The sequence below is a fragment of the Streptomyces violaceorubidus genome, assembly GCF_000717995.1.
Lineage (GTDB): Bacteria > Actinomycetota > Actinomycetes > Streptomycetales > Streptomycetaceae > Streptomyces > Streptomyces violaceorubidus.
In genome coordinates this window covers 75,181-89,831 of the sequence record NZ_JODM01000023.1, presented here as the reverse complement: position 1 = coordinate 89,831, position 14,651 = coordinate 75,181, and the positions used below count along the sequence as shown (strand labels likewise).

At 71.2% G+C, this 14,651-nt stretch carries 19 protein-coding genes and 1 pseudogene; 17 read left to right on the top strand and 3 right to left on the bottom strand.

All coding sequences use genetic code 11. The features are described 5' to 3' along the window. Nucleotides 1–209 precede the first annotated feature (209 nt). From IE94_RS0124135 to IE94_RS0124085, 11 genes and pseudogenes are all read left to right on the top strand, one after another. Entirely contained in the window at nt 210–1,070 is an 861-nt protein-coding gene (locus tag IE94_RS0124135) for an alpha/beta hydrolase (RefSeq protein WP_030187986.1), read from the top strand. 36 nt (nt 1,071–1,106) lie between these two features. Further along, nucleotides 1,107–1,361 (top strand): MoaD/ThiS family protein, encoded by a 255-nt coding sequence (locus IE94_RS0124130; protein WP_030187984.1) that lies wholly within the window; start codon nt 1,107–1,109, stop codon nt 1,359–1,361. 3 nt (nt 1,362–1,364) lie between these two features. After that, entirely contained in the window at nt 1,365–2,657 is a 1,293-nt protein-coding gene (locus IE94_RS0124125; protein WP_030187981.1) for a hypothetical protein, read from the top strand. Nucleotides 2,658–2,796: 139 nt separating this feature from the next. Continuing rightward, nucleotides 2,797–3,534: an LmeA family phospholipid-binding protein gene (locus tag IE94_RS0124120; protein WP_030187980.1), complete on the top strand. Its 738-nt coding sequence runs from the start codon at nt 2,797–2,799 to the stop codon at nt 3,532–3,534. A 460-nt stretch (nt 3,535–3,994) separates the two neighbouring features. Next, a complete protein-coding gene (locus tag IE94_RS0124115; RefSeq protein ID WP_030187977.1) occupies nt 3,995–4,840 on the top strand; it encodes a sulfurtransferase in 846 nt (281 codons plus the stop codon). Between the two features lie 33 nt (nt 4,841–4,873). Beyond that, the gene (locus IE94_RS0124110) at nt 4,874–5,161 is read left to right on the top strand and encodes a DUF1416 domain-containing protein (RefSeq protein ID WP_030187974.1); all 288 of its coding nucleotides are present in this window, start codon (nt 4,874–4,876) and stop codon (nt 5,159–5,161) included. A 119-nt stretch (nt 5,162–5,280) separates the two neighbouring features. Next, nucleotides 5,281–5,538: a DUF3099 domain-containing protein gene (locus tag IE94_RS0124105; RefSeq protein WP_030187971.1), complete on the top strand. Its 258-nt coding sequence runs from the start codon at nt 5,281–5,283 to the stop codon at nt 5,536–5,538. Between the two features lie 31 nt (nt 5,539–5,569). Then, nucleotides 5,570–5,732: pseudogene (locus IE94_RS38345) on the top strand (SDR family oxidoreductase); the annotation flags it as partial. Between the two features lie 135 nt (nt 5,733–5,867). After that, a complete protein-coding gene (locus tag IE94_RS0124095) occupies nt 5,868–6,746 on the top strand; it encodes a hypothetical protein (RefSeq protein WP_030187970.1) in 879 nt (292 codons plus the stop codon). Further along, nucleotides 6,743–7,498 (top strand): hypothetical protein, encoded by a 756-nt coding sequence (locus IE94_RS0124090; protein WP_030187967.1) that lies wholly within the window; start codon nt 6,743–6,745, stop codon nt 7,496–7,498. The genes IE94_RS0124095 and IE94_RS0124090 overlap by 4 nt, the downstream gene beginning before the upstream one ends. Continuing rightward, nucleotides 7,495–8,337 (top strand): hypothetical protein, encoded by an 843-nt coding sequence (locus IE94_RS0124085; protein WP_030187965.1) that lies wholly within the window; start codon nt 7,495–7,497, stop codon nt 8,335–8,337. Before IE94_RS0124090 ends, IE94_RS0124085 begins: the two co-directional genes overlap by 4 nt. 18 nt (nt 8,338–8,355) lie before the next feature. Here the strand turns inward: IE94_RS0124085 and IE94_RS0124080 are convergent, their stop codons facing one another. The 3 genes from IE94_RS0124080 to IE94_RS0124070 are packed head-to-tail and all read right to left on the bottom strand — an operon-like array spanning nt 8,356 to nt 9,390. Then, complete coding sequence (locus tag IE94_RS0124080) at nt 8,356–8,718, bottom strand: DsrE family protein (protein WP_030187962.1); 363 nt, start codon at nt 8,716–8,718, stop codon at nt 8,356–8,358. 28 nt (nt 8,719–8,746) lie between these two features. Further along, on the bottom strand, nt 8,747–9,001 hold the full coding sequence (locus IE94_RS0124075) for a hypothetical protein (RefSeq protein WP_030187960.1): 255 nt from the start codon (nt 8,999–9,001) through the stop codon (nt 8,747–8,749). Further along, a complete protein-coding gene (locus IE94_RS0124070; RefSeq protein WP_030187958.1) occupies nt 8,998–9,390 on the bottom strand; it encodes a hypothetical protein in 393 nt (130 codons plus the stop codon). The genes IE94_RS0124075 and IE94_RS0124070 overlap by 4 nt, the downstream gene beginning before the upstream one ends. Nucleotides 9,391–9,561: 171 nt before the next feature. Between IE94_RS0124070 and IE94_RS0124065 the strand changes: the two genes are divergently transcribed. From IE94_RS0124065 to IE94_RS0124035, 6 genes are all read left to right on the top strand, one after another. Next, nucleotides 9,562–10,404 carry a helix-turn-helix domain-containing protein gene (locus tag IE94_RS0124065; protein ID WP_030187955.1) on the top strand — a complete coding sequence of 281 codons (843 nt, stop codon included), beginning with the start codon at nt 9,562–9,564 and terminating at the stop codon, nt 10,402–10,404. Continuing rightward, a complete protein-coding gene (locus IE94_RS0124060; protein WP_030187953.1) occupies nt 10,386–10,598 on the top strand; it encodes a DUF397 domain-containing protein in 213 nt (70 codons plus the stop codon). The genes IE94_RS0124065 and IE94_RS0124060 overlap by 19 nt, the downstream gene beginning before the upstream one ends. A gap of 168 nt (nt 10,599–10,766) precedes the next feature. Then, a complete protein-coding gene (locus IE94_RS0124050) occupies nt 10,767–11,342 on the top strand; it encodes a heme-binding beta-barrel domain-containing protein (protein ID WP_030187951.1) in 576 nt (191 codons plus the stop codon). A gap of 269 nt (nt 11,343–11,611) precedes the next feature. Beyond that, complete coding sequence (locus IE94_RS0124045) at nt 11,612–12,280, top strand: hypothetical protein (RefSeq protein WP_030187949.1); 669 nt, start codon at nt 11,612–11,614, stop codon at nt 12,278–12,280. Between the two features lie 16 nt (nt 12,281–12,296). Continuing rightward, complete coding sequence (locus IE94_RS0124040) at nt 12,297–13,976, top strand: N-6 DNA methylase (protein WP_030187945.1); 1,680 nt, start codon at nt 12,297–12,299, stop codon at nt 13,974–13,976. Continuing rightward, nucleotides 13,973–14,641, top strand: a complete 669-nt coding sequence (locus IE94_RS0124035) for a restriction endonuclease subunit S (RefSeq protein ID WP_078606574.1) — start codon at nt 13,973–13,975, stop codon at nt 14,639–14,641. Before IE94_RS0124040 ends, IE94_RS0124035 begins: the two co-directional genes overlap by 4 nt. Nucleotides 14,642–14,651 lie beyond the last annotated feature (10 nt).

Here is a 14,651-nt window from a genome sequence, read left to right as displayed (position 1 = left end):
CGGTTTGTGGTCGTGCCCGGTTCGCTCGCCCATAACGTCTGGTTCCTCCTGGGTCCCTGCGAGGACGCTTGCGGCACTGCTTCGTACTGGTCGCGTCCGGAAGGTGAATGCCCGACGACCGCCCGACGACCGCCCGGCATCGCTCCCGGAAGCACAAAAGGACCCGGGGGCTACGTTGCCCGAGTCCTCTGCCCAGCAGAATAGCCGACATGAGCAACCGACCGCCGGGTCATGTGGCGAGTTCCACCCGTGGTCCAGCCGATCGTCCGCATCCCGAGACGGCCCGGGAGGCGCCGCGCCGCACGCCGGCCCGCACCTTCCTCCGTACGGCCGACGGTGTCCCCATCGACGCCGTGTACGAGCCGGGGCCGACCGGGCGCGACCCTTCTGACCTGGTGTTCGTTCTCGCGCACGGCTTCACGGGCGACGCCGACCGGCCGCACGTACGGCGGATCGCGGGGGCGTTCGCGCGGCACGGTGCCGTGGTCACGTTCTCCTTCCGGGGGCACGGCGCGTCCGGTGGGCGGTCCACCGTCGGGGACCGCGAAGTCCTCGACCTGGCGGCGGCGGTCGCCTGGGCGCGCGGCTTCGGGCACGGCCGGGTGGTGACCGTGGGCTTCTCCATGGGCGGCTCGGTGGTCCTGCGGCACGCCGCGCTCTACGCCGACGACGACGCGGCGGGCACGGACGCCGTCGTGTCGGTCAGCTCCCCGGCCCGCTGGTACTACCGGGGCACGGCACCCATGCGCCGGCTGCACTGGCTGGTGATGCGCCCCGCCGGGCGCCTGGTGGGGCGCTACGGCCTGCGCACCCGCATCCACCACCGGGACTGGGACCCGGTGCCGCTGTCGCCGGTGGAGGCGGTGCGGCGGATCGCGCCGACGCCGCTGCTCGTCGTGCACGGCGACCGGGACGGCTACTTTCCCCTCGACCACCCCCGGATGCTGGCCGAGGCGGCAGGTGACCACGGCGAACTCTGGCTGGAGCCCGGCATGGGCCACGCCGAGAACGCCTCAAACGAGGCGCTCCTCGACCGCATCGGCGACTGGGCGGTGGCGGCGGCGGGCTAGCCTGACGTTGTTCATCGCCGACGACGAAGGAACGAGATGGCAAAGGTCACGGTGCGCTACTGGGCGGCCGCGAAGGCCGCGGCGGGGGTGGCCGAGGAGCCGTACGACGCGGTGACGCTCGCCGACGCGCTCGGCGCGGTCCGCGAGCGCCACCCCGGCGAACTCACGCGCGTGCTGCTGCGCTGCTCGTTCCTCGTCGACGGCGACCCCGTGGGCACCCGCGGGCATGAGACGGTACGGCTGGCCGAGGGCGGCACGGTCGAGGTGCTCCCGCCGTTCGCAGGAGGGTGAGCGATGACCGACCAGCCGCAGCAGCCGTACGGGCAGCAGCCGTACGAGGGATACGACGCGCAGGCGTGGCCCGGGCAGCAGCCGTACCAGCCGTACCAGGGCTACGGGGAGCAGCCGGACCCGAACGCCGACCAGTACACCCAGCAGTGGCAGGGGCAGACCTGGGAGACGCAGGTGCAGCCGCCGGTCTCCGCGGAGGAGACGGCGTACCTGCCGTCGCACGCCCAGCCACTGCCCCAGCCCCAGCCGCAGCCTGAGCCGTACCCGGCCCCGTACCCGTCGCAGGGCTACGGGCAGCCGCAGCAGTACCAGCCGCAGGCGTACGCACCCCAGCCGCAGGCGTACGCACCCCAGCCGCAGCCGCAGCCGCAGCCGCAGCCGCAGCCGCAGCCGCAGCCGCAGCCGCAGCCGCAGCCGCAGCCGCAGGCGCAGCCCCAGCCGTACGAGCCCCCGGCCCCCGTGCCCGCGCCCTCCTCGCCCTCCGTCTCCGTCTCCGCCTCCGACGACCCGGGCTACGGTCCGGCGACCGTCGCCGGGAACACGCGGATCACGGACGCGCAGCGGGCCCGGGCCGAGGGGCGTTCGCCGATCATCGACCCGGGCATGCAGCCGGCCGGGCTCACCGCTCTGCTCGGGCTGCTGCTGTCCGGCGCGGCGGCGCTCGGCACCTACGCCCTCCTGGTCCCGCTGGTCGTCCTCCAGGCGGTCACCGCGGCGGGCTGGTTCCGGCTGAACGGCATGTGGCCCGCCCGGCAGGGCATCGCCCTGGGCTTCCTGGGCGCGCTCGCCGCCGACGCGGCGCTGCTGGTGTCCGACCGCTCCCCGGCGGCGATCCTCGGCACGCTCGGGGTGTGGGTGCTGCTCTCGCTGGTCCTGCAACTGCGCTCGCACGCCGACCCCGACGAGCGGATGTACGGCCTGATGGCGACCATCGCCGCGGCGGCCCTGGCCGTCGTCGCGGGCGGGTACCTCGCCGCCGACGCGGACGCGGTGACGGTCGGCGGCATCGCGGTGGCCGTGGCCGCAGTGGCCCGTGCGCTGCCGCTGCCGACCCCGGCGTCCGTGGTCGTCGCGCTGCTCGCGGCGGCCGGGGCGGGGATCGCGGCTGGCTCGATGACGGACTTCGGGGCGTCGGGCGCGCTGCTCGGCGCCGGGGCGGGCGTCTGCGCGCTGATCGGCCTCAGGGTGGCGGCCTACGACTACCCCTCCCGCTTCGTCCACTTCACCGCGGGCGTGGCCCTGCCCCTCGCGGCGGCGGCCCCGGCCGTGTACCTCCTGGGCCGGGCCCTGGCCTGAGCCGCCGCCGGTACGGCACCCCCTGTCACAGCTGTTCGACAAAACCCTGGGGGTGCCCGGGTCCCGCGTTACGCTCGCGCTGGACGGCCGCCGGTCGTCGGGTCCGCCGCCGTCGAGGTCCAGGGTTGGGGAACGCCGTATGCGCGCACTGCGAATACTGTTGATCGTCGTCGTGATCCTGGGCGGCCTCTTCGTGATCGCCGACCGTGTCGCCGTCCACTTCGCCGAGGGCGAGGCGGCGGACAAGCTGCGCAGCACCGAGAACCTGGCCTCTACCCCGGACGTGTCCATCAACGGCTTCCCCTTCCTCACCCAGGTCGCCGGTGGCGAACTGGACGACGTGGAGGTCGGCATCGACGACTACGACGCGTCCACCGGCAACGCGGGCGAGAAGATCCGCATCGCCCACCTGCGCGCGCACATGAAGGGCGTCGAGTTCTCCGGCGACTACAGCTCCGCCACCGCGGCCACCGCCACCGGCACGGCGACCGTCGGCTACGACGAGCTGATGAAGGCCGCCACGTCCGAGCCCACCCAGATCGCGCCGGGCGTCGACGCCAAGGTCGTCGGCCTCTCCGACGGCGGCAACGGGAAGATCAAGGTGTCGTTGCAGGCGACGGTCCTGGGCGCGCAGGTGCCGGAGCCGATCGAGGTGCTCAGCTCGGTCAAGGTCAAGGACGACGACGTCGAGGTGGTCGCCGACGGGCTGCCGACGATAGGCGGCAGGCAGCTCGCCGAGTCCCGGATCCGGGCCATCACCGACTTCCAGCAGACCATCGACGAGCTGCCCGGCGGCATCGAGCTGGACAAGGTCGAGGCGGCGAAGGACGGCGTCGAGATCACGGTGAAGGGTTCGAACGTCAAACTGGCCGGGTAGGACGAAGGCCGGTGTCGCGCGGACCGGTGACGCCCACGTCCGACAGGCGAGACGGCGCCGTCCGTTCCGCAGATGCGGCGCCACCGACGTCGGTCCCGGCGGCCTTCCGGGGCAAGGTGACCGGCCCCCTAATCCCATATCTCGGACGATCGCGTCTCATCATGCGACACATCGGTGACATGGCCCGCCCTCAATCCCTACGATCGGGTCCCATGCAGTATCTGACGAGCGTCCCCCGGTCGCGGGGACAGGCGGACCTCACGAAGCGGCGGGCAGTGGACCTGTGCCGCGTGGCCGCCATGCTCTGTCGCTCTTTCTGAGGCGGACGGCGACGTCGCCGTCGGTGTCCCCCTCATCCCCGCCCCGCACCGTCGTGGGCACCCGCGCGCGCCGCGGCACGGCCCGAGCGCGCACCCCCTCTCATCGCACGCCCCGCCGCAACTGCCCCGGAGGAGAAAACATGAGCCGCAGCGACGTCCTGGTCGACGCCGACTGGCTGCAGGACCACCTGGACGACCCGAGCATCGCGATCGTCGAGGTGGACGAGGACACGTCCGCCTACGAGAAGAACCACATCAAGAACGCGATCCGGATCGACTGGACCCAGGACCTCCAGGACCCGGTCCGCCGCGACTTCGTCGACCAGGAGGGCTTCGAGAAGCTCCTGTCGGCCAAGGGCATCGCCAACGACACGCTGGTGGTCCTCTACGGCGGCAACAACAACTGGTTCGCGTCGTACGCCTACTGGTACTTCAAGCTCTACGGCCACGAGAACGTCAAGCTCCTCGACGGCGGCCGCAAGAAGTGGGAGCTGGACGCCCGCGAGCTGGTCCCCGGCGACGAGGTGCCCCAGCGCGCCGCCACCGACTACAAGGCCAAGCCGCAGAACACCGCGATCCGCGCCTTCCGCGACGACGTCGTCAAGGCGATCGGCGCGCAGAACCTGGTCGACGTCCGCTCGCCCGACGAGTTCTCCGGCAAGCTGCTCGCCCCGGCCCACCTCCCGCAGGAGCAGTCGCAGCGTCCGGGCCACGTCCCGTCCGCCCGCAACATCCCGTGGTCGAAGAACGCCAACGACGACGGCACCTTCAAGTCGGACGACGAGCTGAAGCAGCTCTACACCGACGAGCAGGTCGACCTGGCGAAGGACACCATCGCCTACTGCCGCATCGGTGAGCGCTCCGCCCTGACCTGGTTCGTCCTGCACGAGCTGCTGGGCGTGGAGAACGTCAAGAACTACGACGGCTCCTGGACCGAGTACGGCTCCCTCGTCGGCGTGCCGATCGAGCTCGGCGCCAACAAGTAAGCCCGCCCCCTCTCAACCCCTCAGGAGTACGACATGTGCGGAGCGAAGGCCGGCGGCCCCGACGCCTCGACGATCAAGCCCGGTGAGACCACCATCCAGGGTCAGGTGACCCGTGACGGCGAGCCGGTGACGGGCTACGTCCGTCTGCTGGACGCCACCGGCGAGTTCACGGCGGAGGTCCCGACCTCCGCGACGGGCCAGTTCCGCTTCTACGCGGCCGAGGGCACCTGGACCGTTCGCGCGCTCGTCCCGGGCGGCACCGCCGACCGCACGGTCGTGGCCCAGCAGGGCGGCCTGGCGGAGGTCGCGATCGCCGTCTGAGGACGGCAACGCCGTCTGACGACGGCAACGGCGCAAGGGGCCGCACCCACCGGGTTGGACGCCTGGGGTGCGGCCCCTTCGGCATGTCCGGACGGGGGGATCGGACCTACGCTGGAGGTATGTACGCGCGGCGGCGGCACGTCTACTTCGCCATGATGGGGACCTGCATCGTGCTCTTCGTCCTGGCCTGGGGCGTCGTGCGCCTCTGGTCCGTCCCGGCGGCCGTCGGCCTGTGCGTGTTCGCGATGCTCATCCCCCCGGTGGCCGCGATGGTCGCCAACCGGCGCGGCCCCGACGACCGCTGGTGGGACGACCCGTCGGGCGACGCCCAGTCCGACGAGTGGTGGGACGAGCTGGACGGCAGGAAGCGCCACTAAGGGGTGTCGTCCCCGGCGCCGAGGAGGCTGCGCAGACGACGCCGACATGGCCCTGTTCGCGAAGCTCCCCGGCGCTCGGCCAGGGCTTCGCCGGTCCCGAGACGGTGGCGTCGGTCGTCGCGATGCTGGCCTCGGAGGACGGCCGGTTCATCACCGGCACCGAGGTCCGCGTCGACGGCGGCACCCACTTCTGAGGGCGCCCGCCCGGGGCCGGACTCGCGGCGCCGCGGCCGAATCGTGATCAAGATCGCCGCAACCCCCTGCCAAGACCGTGTGTCTCCTGAGTGCGCGCATACGGAACGCGCGCTTCACGTTCTGTGGGGGACGTCATGCAAGAGGAACCGGCGAGACCCGCGGCACCGACCGCGCCGACGACACCGGAGATACCCGAAGCGGAAGCGGAGAGCCGCGAGACGGCGGACGGGCCCGTGGTCCCGGACGCCCCCGCGCCACTGGCCGCCGATGCGGCCTTACCCGCCGAGGAGGCCGGACGACGCCGACGGCGCGGCCGTACGGCCCTGATCATCGCGGCCGCCGCGGCGCTGGGCCTGGTCGCCGGCGCCTGCACCGGGGTTCTCGTACAGGCGGACCGGGAACCGACGAAGCTGCCGCCACTGTCCCAGGCCGCGCTCGCCCACGGCACGGGAAAGGCACCGAAACCGCTGTCCGCCGACCAGGACCGCCGGGTGCGGACCGAGGGCGACCTGCGCGAGCTGCTGCTGAAGAAGCCGCGCGGGGCAAGGGAAGCTGAGTGGTTGGAGAGCGTCGACGGCTGGATGGACCTCGCGACCTATGCCGCAACCTTCGGGAGGCCGGACGAGCAGTTCTCGCAGTACGTCCATGACGACTTCCGCCGAGCGGCTGTCACCGGCTGGGAGACCGGCGACACCCGCAACGTTGAGATCCGGCTGATCCAGTTCCGCCAGGAAGAAGTCTTGTCCGCGCTGGAGGGCAGCGACAACGGCCGGCATTGGGCCGGATGGGGACGGGAGGACGACACCGACAGGTGGCCCATTCCCGGCACCGGTGACGGTGAGGTGTTCGTTCACAAGCGCCCAGAGGCCGAGGGCGGTTCTCTGCCGGTGTACTCCGCCGAGGCGCACGCCTGGCGGGGCGACATCGAGATGGAGATCTGGATGACCGGCACGGAGCGGATCGGCAAGGACCAGATCATGGACCTGGCCCGGCGGCAGATGGAGCGGTTGTGAGCGGGCAGGGGACGCGGCGCGGGCGGAGGGCTGCCGCCGCCGCGGGCGGGTTGTTGATGGCCGTCGTCGTGGGAGCGGTCGGCTACACCGTCGACACGGTCAAGGACGCCGATCGGGCCTCGGGCGCACCGGTCTGGTCACCACCCGGTGCCTCGGCGGAGGGTGAGAAGGAGAAACCGGCGACCGGACTGTCCGGAGCACTGGTGCCGTACCGGACCGACGGGTGGACGCGGGGCCCCGACCTCGGAGAGTTCGGGGCGGACGTCGCGCTGAGCGGTGCTCATGCGGCTGCTCTGACCAAGGAGTCGCTGAGCGACCTGCCCCGCTCGCAGCGCAAGGATATGGAGAAGGAGATCGACCGCCTGCACATCACGGGCGTGGCGATGCGCAGCTACGCCACGACGGGCGGCTTCCACAACGGTGAGCAGACCGGTGCCGCCACGCTCAGCATTGTGCTGACCCGGATGAACCAGGGCGCGGCCCGTTCCGGCGCGAGCGGCCGGAACGAGGCATTCGAAGCCCTGGACGTCTTCGAGGCGGGACCGAAAATCAAGGGCCACGAAAACGCTCGCTGCTACCGCCTTCCGGGTGAATCGGACGAGGAATTCGACATCATGTTCTGTACCGCTTCCCAGGGGGACGTCCTCGTCTCCGCCACTGCCGAAGGTGTGCGCCCGTTCGGTGCCAAGGGCGTCGCCGCGCTGCTGACCGAGCAGCTCGACCGCCTCGACGGGACCGGGGCGGCGGTGTGACCGAGCAGACCGTACAGGCCGAGCAGCCTGTTCCGCCGCTTGCGGAGCCCGCCGCCGTACCTCCCGTGGTGAGGAAGGACCGGCGAGTCCTTCGTGGCGTGCTGCGCTGGGCCGCGGCCGTCGCCGTCTTCGCCGCGGTCGGGTCGGCCGCGGCGTACGGCGTGGCGCGCATGGACCGGACGGACGTACCGGGCTTGGCGACCAGGACGGACGGGCGCTGGACGTACCCCGAACTGACGATGCCGGCCCTCCCGTCGGGCAGACCCGGACCGTTCGCGAGAACCAATCCGGCCGGCACCCACTACGCGGACCTGCGCGAGCTCGTGCTGCCCGCACCCGAGGGTGCCGAGGCGGACAAGAGCCTGCGAGGCAAGGACGGCTGGCTGACGACGGACGCGTTCCTCAAGGAGTACGGGGGCACATCCGAACGAGAGGAGCTCCGCCAGCTGTTCGTCGACTACGGACTGCGCCACATCGCCGCTCGCGGCTGGACCACGTCCGACGGCACTCACACGCGGGTCTACCTGCTGCACTTCGACACCGCGGCCGTGGTGGACGAACTGCGCAACAGCCACCTCGCGTCGTACAGCGAGCCCGCCTACGCCGTGCGCGGTACGGATGTGAGCTTTCCCGACGAGGAGTTCCCGACGAAGGCCCTGAGTGACGACCTGGACTACTCGGTCTACATCGAGCCCGAGCCGTACGGCGCCGAGCAGGTGAGGCAGGCGTACCTCGGCGCCGGGGACGTGCTGGCCGTCGTCCTGCAGACCCGCAAGGGCGGGGCGGCTGCCGTGCCCTTCCAGCAGACGGTCGCCTTGCAGGGCAGGCTCCTCGGCTGATCGGCTGGCGCTGACCGCTCAGTAGACGAGGGCCTGCGTGTCGTCGACCAGTGCCTCCTGCACGAAGACCTGCGCCCCCGCGATGCGCACGCCCTCGATGACGTCCTTCTCGGTGAGGTCGCGCCGGGCCGCGCACTGGGTGCACAGCGTCACCCGGCCGCCCGCCAGGAGCGAGTCCAGCAGGTCCGGCAGCGGCGCGGCGTGCGGCAGCTCGAACTCGGCCGCACGCCCCGGCACCGCGAACCACGCGGACTCACCGGTCAGCCACAGCGACACGTCGACGCCACTGGCCACGGCCACCGCCGCCACGGTGAACGCCTGCGAGCAGCGCTCCGGGGCGTCGGCCCCCGCCGTCACCTTGATCACGAGCTTCTTCGCCATGCCGGAAGCGTAGCCCTCGCGGGCGGCGTCAGACCGCGAAGGTGATCGTCACCAGCAGCGTCGCGACGCACAGCACGGTGAGCAGGCCGCTGACCGTGGCGCCGTCCAGCCGGGCGCGCCGCCGGGGCCGGGCGGCCTTGTGCCTCGGCGCGGGCCTCGGCGGGTGGCCCGGGTGGAAGGGCGGCATCGCGAAGCCGGGCGAGAGGGGCGCCCGGTCCCCTCGTGGCGCGAGCCGCTGCGCCCGCCGGCACTCCTCGTAGGGCAGTCCGCCGTCGTACGTCATCCCTCGTGCTCCTTGCGCTGGTGCTGGCGCAGCAGGACGTTCGCGTCCGTCACCGCGCTGTGGTCGAACGCCGCGCGCGCGGTCTCCCGCCGGGCGGCCAGCCACGCGCAGGCCTCGCATCCCGGCACCGGCAGGAGCGGTCGCTCCAACCCGCCGGTCGCCGGGGGCGTGGCGAGGCTCCGGTCGTTCGCGGCGCGCAGGCTCGCCGCGAGGCGCTCGCGGTCGGTCGCCGGGCGCAGCGCGGGCGGCTCCGCCTCCCATTCCCGGCCGCCGCCGAGCGGGCGGAGCAGCACGCGCGCCCCGCTGGGGCCCCGGTACTCACCGACCTCGGCGGCGGCGGTGTCGTAGAGCACGGCGCCGGGCTCGTAGGTGGCCGGTTCTGTTCTCACGGGTCCGCTCCCTTACGTCAACGTCTGCACGGTATGCGACAGTTGCCCTACTCTGCGTAGTGGTGGGCAGTACGAGCATGACCCACGGCGGGGGTCGCCGAGCCCGGAACGGCCGCTAGTGCCACAAGGGGCGCTCCAAATTCCACAAATTCCACAGCCGGGAGGGGTGCGGTGCCGCAGCGGAGGGCGATCACGGGTCGCAGTCAGGAACCGAGGGCGCGGTTCGCGGAGGAGCTGCGGCTGCTGCGCAACGCGCGGGGTGTGTCCCTGCGGGGCGTCGCGGAGGTGGTGGGCTGGGACGCCTCCCAGTTCGGGAAGATGGAGAACGGCCACACACTGGGCGGCCCCGAGATCGTGGAGGCGCTGGACCAGTACTACGGCACGGGCGGAATGCTGCTCACGCTGTGGGAGCTGGCGGTGGCCGATCCCACGCAGTTCCGCGAGCAGTATCGGCGGTACATGATCCTTGAGGCTGAGGCGATCAGCTTGTGGTACTACGCGGTGAGCGCTCCACCAGGGCTCCTCCAGACCGCCGGGTACGCGCGCGAGGCTCTTGCCGCAGGCTGGCTGACTGTCCCCGAGCTTGAGCAGCAGGTGGAGGCACGTCTCGGTCGCCGACAGTTGTTGGAGGGCGACACCCCACCGCCTTTTCGCGTCATTCTGTCCGAGGCGGTGCTGCGTACGTTGCTGCGTGACATGGGTGCATGGTGTGAGCAGTTGACCCACTTGGTGGAGATGTCCGAGCGGGCGAACATCACCCTCCACGTGCTGCCGTTCAGTGCCGGGCGGCACGGGCTGACCAACACCGACGTGATGTTTCTGAGGCTGCCGAACGGCCGCGTAGTGGCATACATCGAGAACGATTTGCGCGGCGAACTGGTCGAAGAAAACGCCTCGGTTGAGCTGCTTCAGCGCAGGTACGATTCGACGCGTGACTTGGCGCTGTCACCGGCCGAGTCGCGCGAGTTCATCCTGCGGACGTTGGAGGAAGCGCCATGCGAGCCATCGACCTGAGCACCGTGTCTTGGCGCAGGAGCAACTACAGCAACTCAAGCGGCGGCAACTGCGTCGAGGTCGCCCCCGGTCTCCCCCTCGTCCCCGTCCGCGACAGCAAGGACCCCGCTCGCGGAGCCCTCCTGTTCGCCGCGCCCGTGTGGGCCGCCTTCCTGGACGGAGTCCGGCGAGAAGCGGCGGGGCGGGCCGCGTAAGCTGAGGCCGGCCCTGTTTATGCCCCCCGCTCAAGGAGCACCCCGTGGAGATCTTCTTCGAAGCCCTGCTGGTCCTGGTCTGCGTCGGCGTTCTCGCCTTCGCCGGTCTGACCGTGAAGAAGCTGTACCAGGGCCAGCGCTGATCACCGACGCCAGGAAGTACCGCTCATGATCGAGATCCCGTCCGACCTGCACAAGGACCTCGTCCCCCTCGTCTTCCTGCTGGGTGACTGGGCCGGCGCGGGTGTGCACGACTTCCCCGGTGCCGAGAAGTGCAACTTCGGCCAGGAGGTCTCCTTCACCCACGACGGTCGGGACTTCCTGGAGTACCAGTCCCACACCTGGGTGCTGGACGACGACGGCAACAAGGTCCGCCCGCTGGAGTCCGAGCACGGCTTCTGGCGCATCGACGCCCATCGCAAGGTTGAGGTGACGATGACCCGCGACGACGGCGTCATCGAGATCTGGTACGGCGAGCTGGCGGACCAGAAGCCCCAGATCGATCTGGTCACGGACGCGGTGGCCCGTACGGCGGCCTCCCGGCCCTACACCGGCGGCAAGCGGCTGTACGGCTACGTCAAGAGCGACCTGATGTGGGTCGGCGAGAAGCAGACGCCCGAGGTCGAGCTGCGCCCGTACATGTCGGCGCACCTGAAGAAGGTCGTCACCCCGGAGGACGTCGAGCGCTGGGCCAAGGCCCTGCCGGACGACATGCCGGACGACGGGATCGCCTTCTTCAAGTAGGGCCGGCCCGACCACGACCTCAGTGGGCCCCGCGGCATGTCCGCGGGGCCCTGTTTCATGCTCCGAGTAGGGTTAACAGATTCATAGCGCAGTGCACTGCGGTTGCAGTCGGTGGTACTCGTGGCTACTGTGGGCGCAGGGAAACAGAAACCCCCGGCGCCCTGACGGGCGGCGGGGGTTTCCAAGCCGTGCTCCGGGTGGCGTGCTACGCAGAGGCGGGCCGGAGCGTTCGTTTACGACTTTATCACGGTCACTGTGGGGGGACTGGTATGTCCGAGAAGCTGCCCGAGTGGATGGTCCGCGCCTTTTCCAGGCTCCGCCTTGCTCGCTACCTGCGCGCGGCGCGGGGCAACGCCTTGGTGGCGGAGCGGCTGTACTGGTGGAACGTGGAGGCCTCGGCCGCGCTGTACGGCCCGCTGCACTGCCTGGAACTCGCTCTGCGCAACGCGCTGCACCGGCAGCTCTCCCGGGCTTACGGCCGCGGAGACTGGTGGGCCGTGGCTCCGCTGAATCCGAACGGGCAGCGGCTCGTGGCCAAGGCACGCGCCAAGTGCGAACGCCGTCGACCCGTCCCGGCGCCGCCGGACGACATCGTGGCCGAGTTGTCGTTCGGTTTCTGGGCGTCGTTGGTGAGCGGGGGATCCGGATACGACCGGCTGTTCTGGGTGCCCACGGCGCACAAGGCGTTTCCGTGTTACTCGGGGCGGCGCGACACCCTGTACGACGGTCTGTGGTCGCTGGTGCTGCTGCGTAACCGGATCAGGCACCACGAACCGGTCCACCACCGGGACCTGGCCGCCGACCATGCCAAGATCTACCGCATGCTCGAATACATCGATCCCGAGTTGGCGAAGGAGGCCCGGTCCATGGACCGCTTCCCGAGCGTTCTCGCAAGCAGGCTGGACGCACTGCGCGGCGCCCGCACGCCCCGGTTCTGACGTGTGGGGGGGAACGGTGAGCGACTTCGAGGGTGTCCTCGTCACCCGGGCCGACATCGCGCGGTCCGCCGGGGTGAAGCGGCCTGCGGTGACGAACTGGGAACGCCGCCACACGGACTTTCCCGTTCCCGTGGAACGGCCGGCCGGTCTGCCGGGAGACGTCGAGGTCTTCTCGGCGGCGGACGTACTGGCCTGGCTGGACCTCCGCACCGTTCCGGCGAACGCCAGACAGCCCGAGGAGCCCGAGGGCACCACCTACGGCGACCGGTTCCGCGCCTCGCTCGGCGGGACGCGGTCACGGCTCCTGGTCAAGACGGTGGACCGGCTGCTGGACAGGGAAGCGGAACGATTCCGCGGTGAGCTGTCCCCCACCGACTACATCACCCTGCTGCTGTCCCTGCTCTACGTCCGGGCCGGCCTCCCTGACGCGTGGCAGCAGATCAGGGTGGAGGTCCGGAAGTGCTTCCCGCACACCGGCGCGCTCATCGTGCGGCTGGTGGCGGAAGCGGTGGGGGGCAGCCTGGGCGCCGCCCACCGGGCCCGGCTCGACGCCCTGTCCCGCAATGTGCGGGACGTCCCGCTGGCCGACACCGTACGGGAGCTGGACGACACGGGTCCCGTGGACCTGAAGGAGCACGCCGAAGCCTGCGAAAGGCTGCTGACCCGTTACGGCGACCTGGTGGGCAAGAGGGCGGGCGACTTCTTCACCCCCCGGGCGGTTGTCGACGTCGTCGCGGATCTGGTGGCCGAGAACGGTCGTGGCGTACGGCACGTGCACGACCCGTTCGTCCGCGCGGGCGAGCTGCTGTCGGCATCATGGAACGCCGTAGCGGCGACCGAGGGGCGGGAACGGGTCGGGGCCAGCGGTGCGGGTGTGGGTGAGCACCCGCTGATGCTGGCGGGGATGAACCTCGCTCTGCACGGGGTGCCCGGCGCCGCTCTGCACACCGGAAGCGCCGCGCCGTCGGACGCGACCGGTCCCGGTCCGGAAGAGGATCGCGGGTACGACCGTGTCGTGACGAATCCCCCGTTCAACATGAAGTTCACGGGATCCGTCGACGACCGGCGATGGCGCTACGGTCCACCGCCCCGGCACAACGCCAACTTCGCGTGGCTCCAGTACGCGGTGACCAGCCTGAAGCCCGGCGGGCGGGCCGCCGTCGTCATGCCGGACATCGCGGCGTTCTCCGCCAACCCGAGGGAACAGCGGATCCGGACCGCGATGGTGGAGGACGGAGCGGTGGAGGCGTTGGTCGCGCTGCCCGCGCAGCTCTTCACCTCCACCGGGATCTCGGTCACGGTCTGGCTGCTGCGGTATCCGGAGGGCCGGTGCGACGAAGTGCTCCTCATCAATGCCCGCGGGCTCGGCACGCCGGTCTCGCGAGTGCGCCAAGAACTGAGCCCCCCGAACGCGCAGCGTCTCCTCGCGGAGTACCGGCGCTGGCTGGCGGACCGGGCCGGGGGACGCCCCTTCTCGGGCACCGAGGGGCTGAGTGAAGCCGTGTCCCTCGAACGGATCAGGGAACAGGGCCACCTGCTGAGCCCCGCCCTGTACGTACCGGGTGTTCGACCGGATGTCCCGGCGGGGGGTGCGTCGGTCCTGGCCGCTCGGGCAGGACGCCTTGCCGAGGCACAGAGGCGGGCCCGGGAAGCGGACGTCGCGGTCGAGCGCATGCTGGAGGAGTACGGACTGTGAGTGGTGAAACCGCTGAAGCCGTCGAGGAGCGGGGCCCGGCGCCGGACCGCCCCAGGGACTGGGGCCGGGTGCGCCTCGGGGATATCTGCGACGTTCAGGGAGGCGGCCCTGCCGTTCGCGCCGCCGAGCAGGTGCCGGAGGGCGTCCCGCTGGTCCGCCCGGCCGATCTCCGGCACCAGAGGATCTCCGCCGGGTCGGTGATGACCTTTGTCGACCCCGAGCGGGCACGCGGGTGGGGCAAGTACCGGTTGCTCGCCGACGACATCCTCGTGACGCGCACCGGCACGGTGGGCCGCGTCGCTCTGGTGACCGGGCGGGAGAGCGGGTGGCTGTACAACACCCACCTGTTCCGCGTACGTGTGACGGACCCGCTGCAAGCGCCCTATCTGCTCGCCCGCCTCTCGCACCACAGCTCCCGGGACTGGCTGGAGCGCCGTGCCGCGGGCACCACCGGCATGCGCTCGATCACCCTGCGCACCTTGCAGGATCTGCCGGTGCCTGTGCCGACCGCCGACCGGCAGAAGGAGATCGGGGCGGCGTTGCGTGCGGTGGACGAAAAGATCAGGGCCCACGAGGAGGTCGTCCGCGCGACCGCGGATCTGCGCGACACCCTGGCGGATCTGCTCCTGTCCGATCGCCTCCCCCTCAGTCCTCCGTGCCCATGACGGTGGTCCG

Excerpts from the sequence above, each read along its gene's own strand:
- IE94_RS0124135 (WP_030187986.1), top strand. The coding sequence starts at position 210 with ATGAGCAACCGACCGCCGGGTCATGTGGCGAGTTCCACCCGTGGTCCA.
- IE94_RS0124130 (WP_030187984.1), top strand. The coding sequence starts at position 1,107 with ATGGCAAAGGTCACGGTGCGCTACTGGGCGGCCGCGAAGGCCGCGGCG.
- IE94_RS0124125 (WP_030187981.1), top strand. The coding sequence starts at position 1,365 with ATGACCGACCAGCCGCAGCAGCCGTACGGGCAGCAGCCGTACGAGGGA.
- IE94_RS0124120 (WP_030187980.1), top strand. The coding sequence starts at position 2,797 with ATGCGCGCACTGCGAATACTGTTGATCGTCGTCGTGATCCTGGGCGGC.
- IE94_RS0124115 (WP_030187977.1), top strand. The coding sequence starts at position 3,995 with ATGAGCCGCAGCGACGTCCTGGTCGACGCCGACTGGCTGCAGGACCAC.
- IE94_RS0124110 (WP_030187974.1), top strand. The coding sequence starts at position 4,874 with ATGTGCGGAGCGAAGGCCGGCGGCCCCGACGCCTCGACGATCAAGCCC.
- IE94_RS0124105 (WP_030187971.1), top strand. The coding sequence starts at position 5,281 with ATGTACGCGCGGCGGCGGCACGTCTACTTCGCCATGATGGGGACCTGC.
- IE94_RS0124095 (WP_030187970.1), top strand. The coding sequence starts at position 5,868 with ATGCAAGAGGAACCGGCGAGACCCGCGGCACCGACCGCGCCGACGACA.
- IE94_RS0124080 (WP_030187962.1), bottom strand. The coding sequence starts at position 8,718 with ATGGCGAAGAAGCTCGTGATCAAGGTGACGGCGGGGGCCGACGCCCCG.
- IE94_RS0124075 (WP_030187960.1), bottom strand. The coding sequence starts at position 9,001 with ATGACGTACGACGGCGGACTGCCCTACGAGGAGTGCCGGCGGGCGCAG.
- IE94_RS0124060 (WP_030187953.1), top strand. The coding sequence starts at position 10,386 with ATGCGAGCCATCGACCTGAGCACCGTGTCTTGGCGCAGGAGCAACTAC.
- IE94_RS0124050 (WP_030187951.1), top strand. The coding sequence starts at position 10,767 with ATGATCGAGATCCCGTCCGACCTGCACAAGGACCTCGTCCCCCTCGTC.
- IE94_RS0124045 (WP_030187949.1), top strand. The coding sequence starts at position 11,612 with ATGTCCGAGAAGCTGCCCGAGTGGATGGTCCGCGCCTTTTCCAGGCTC.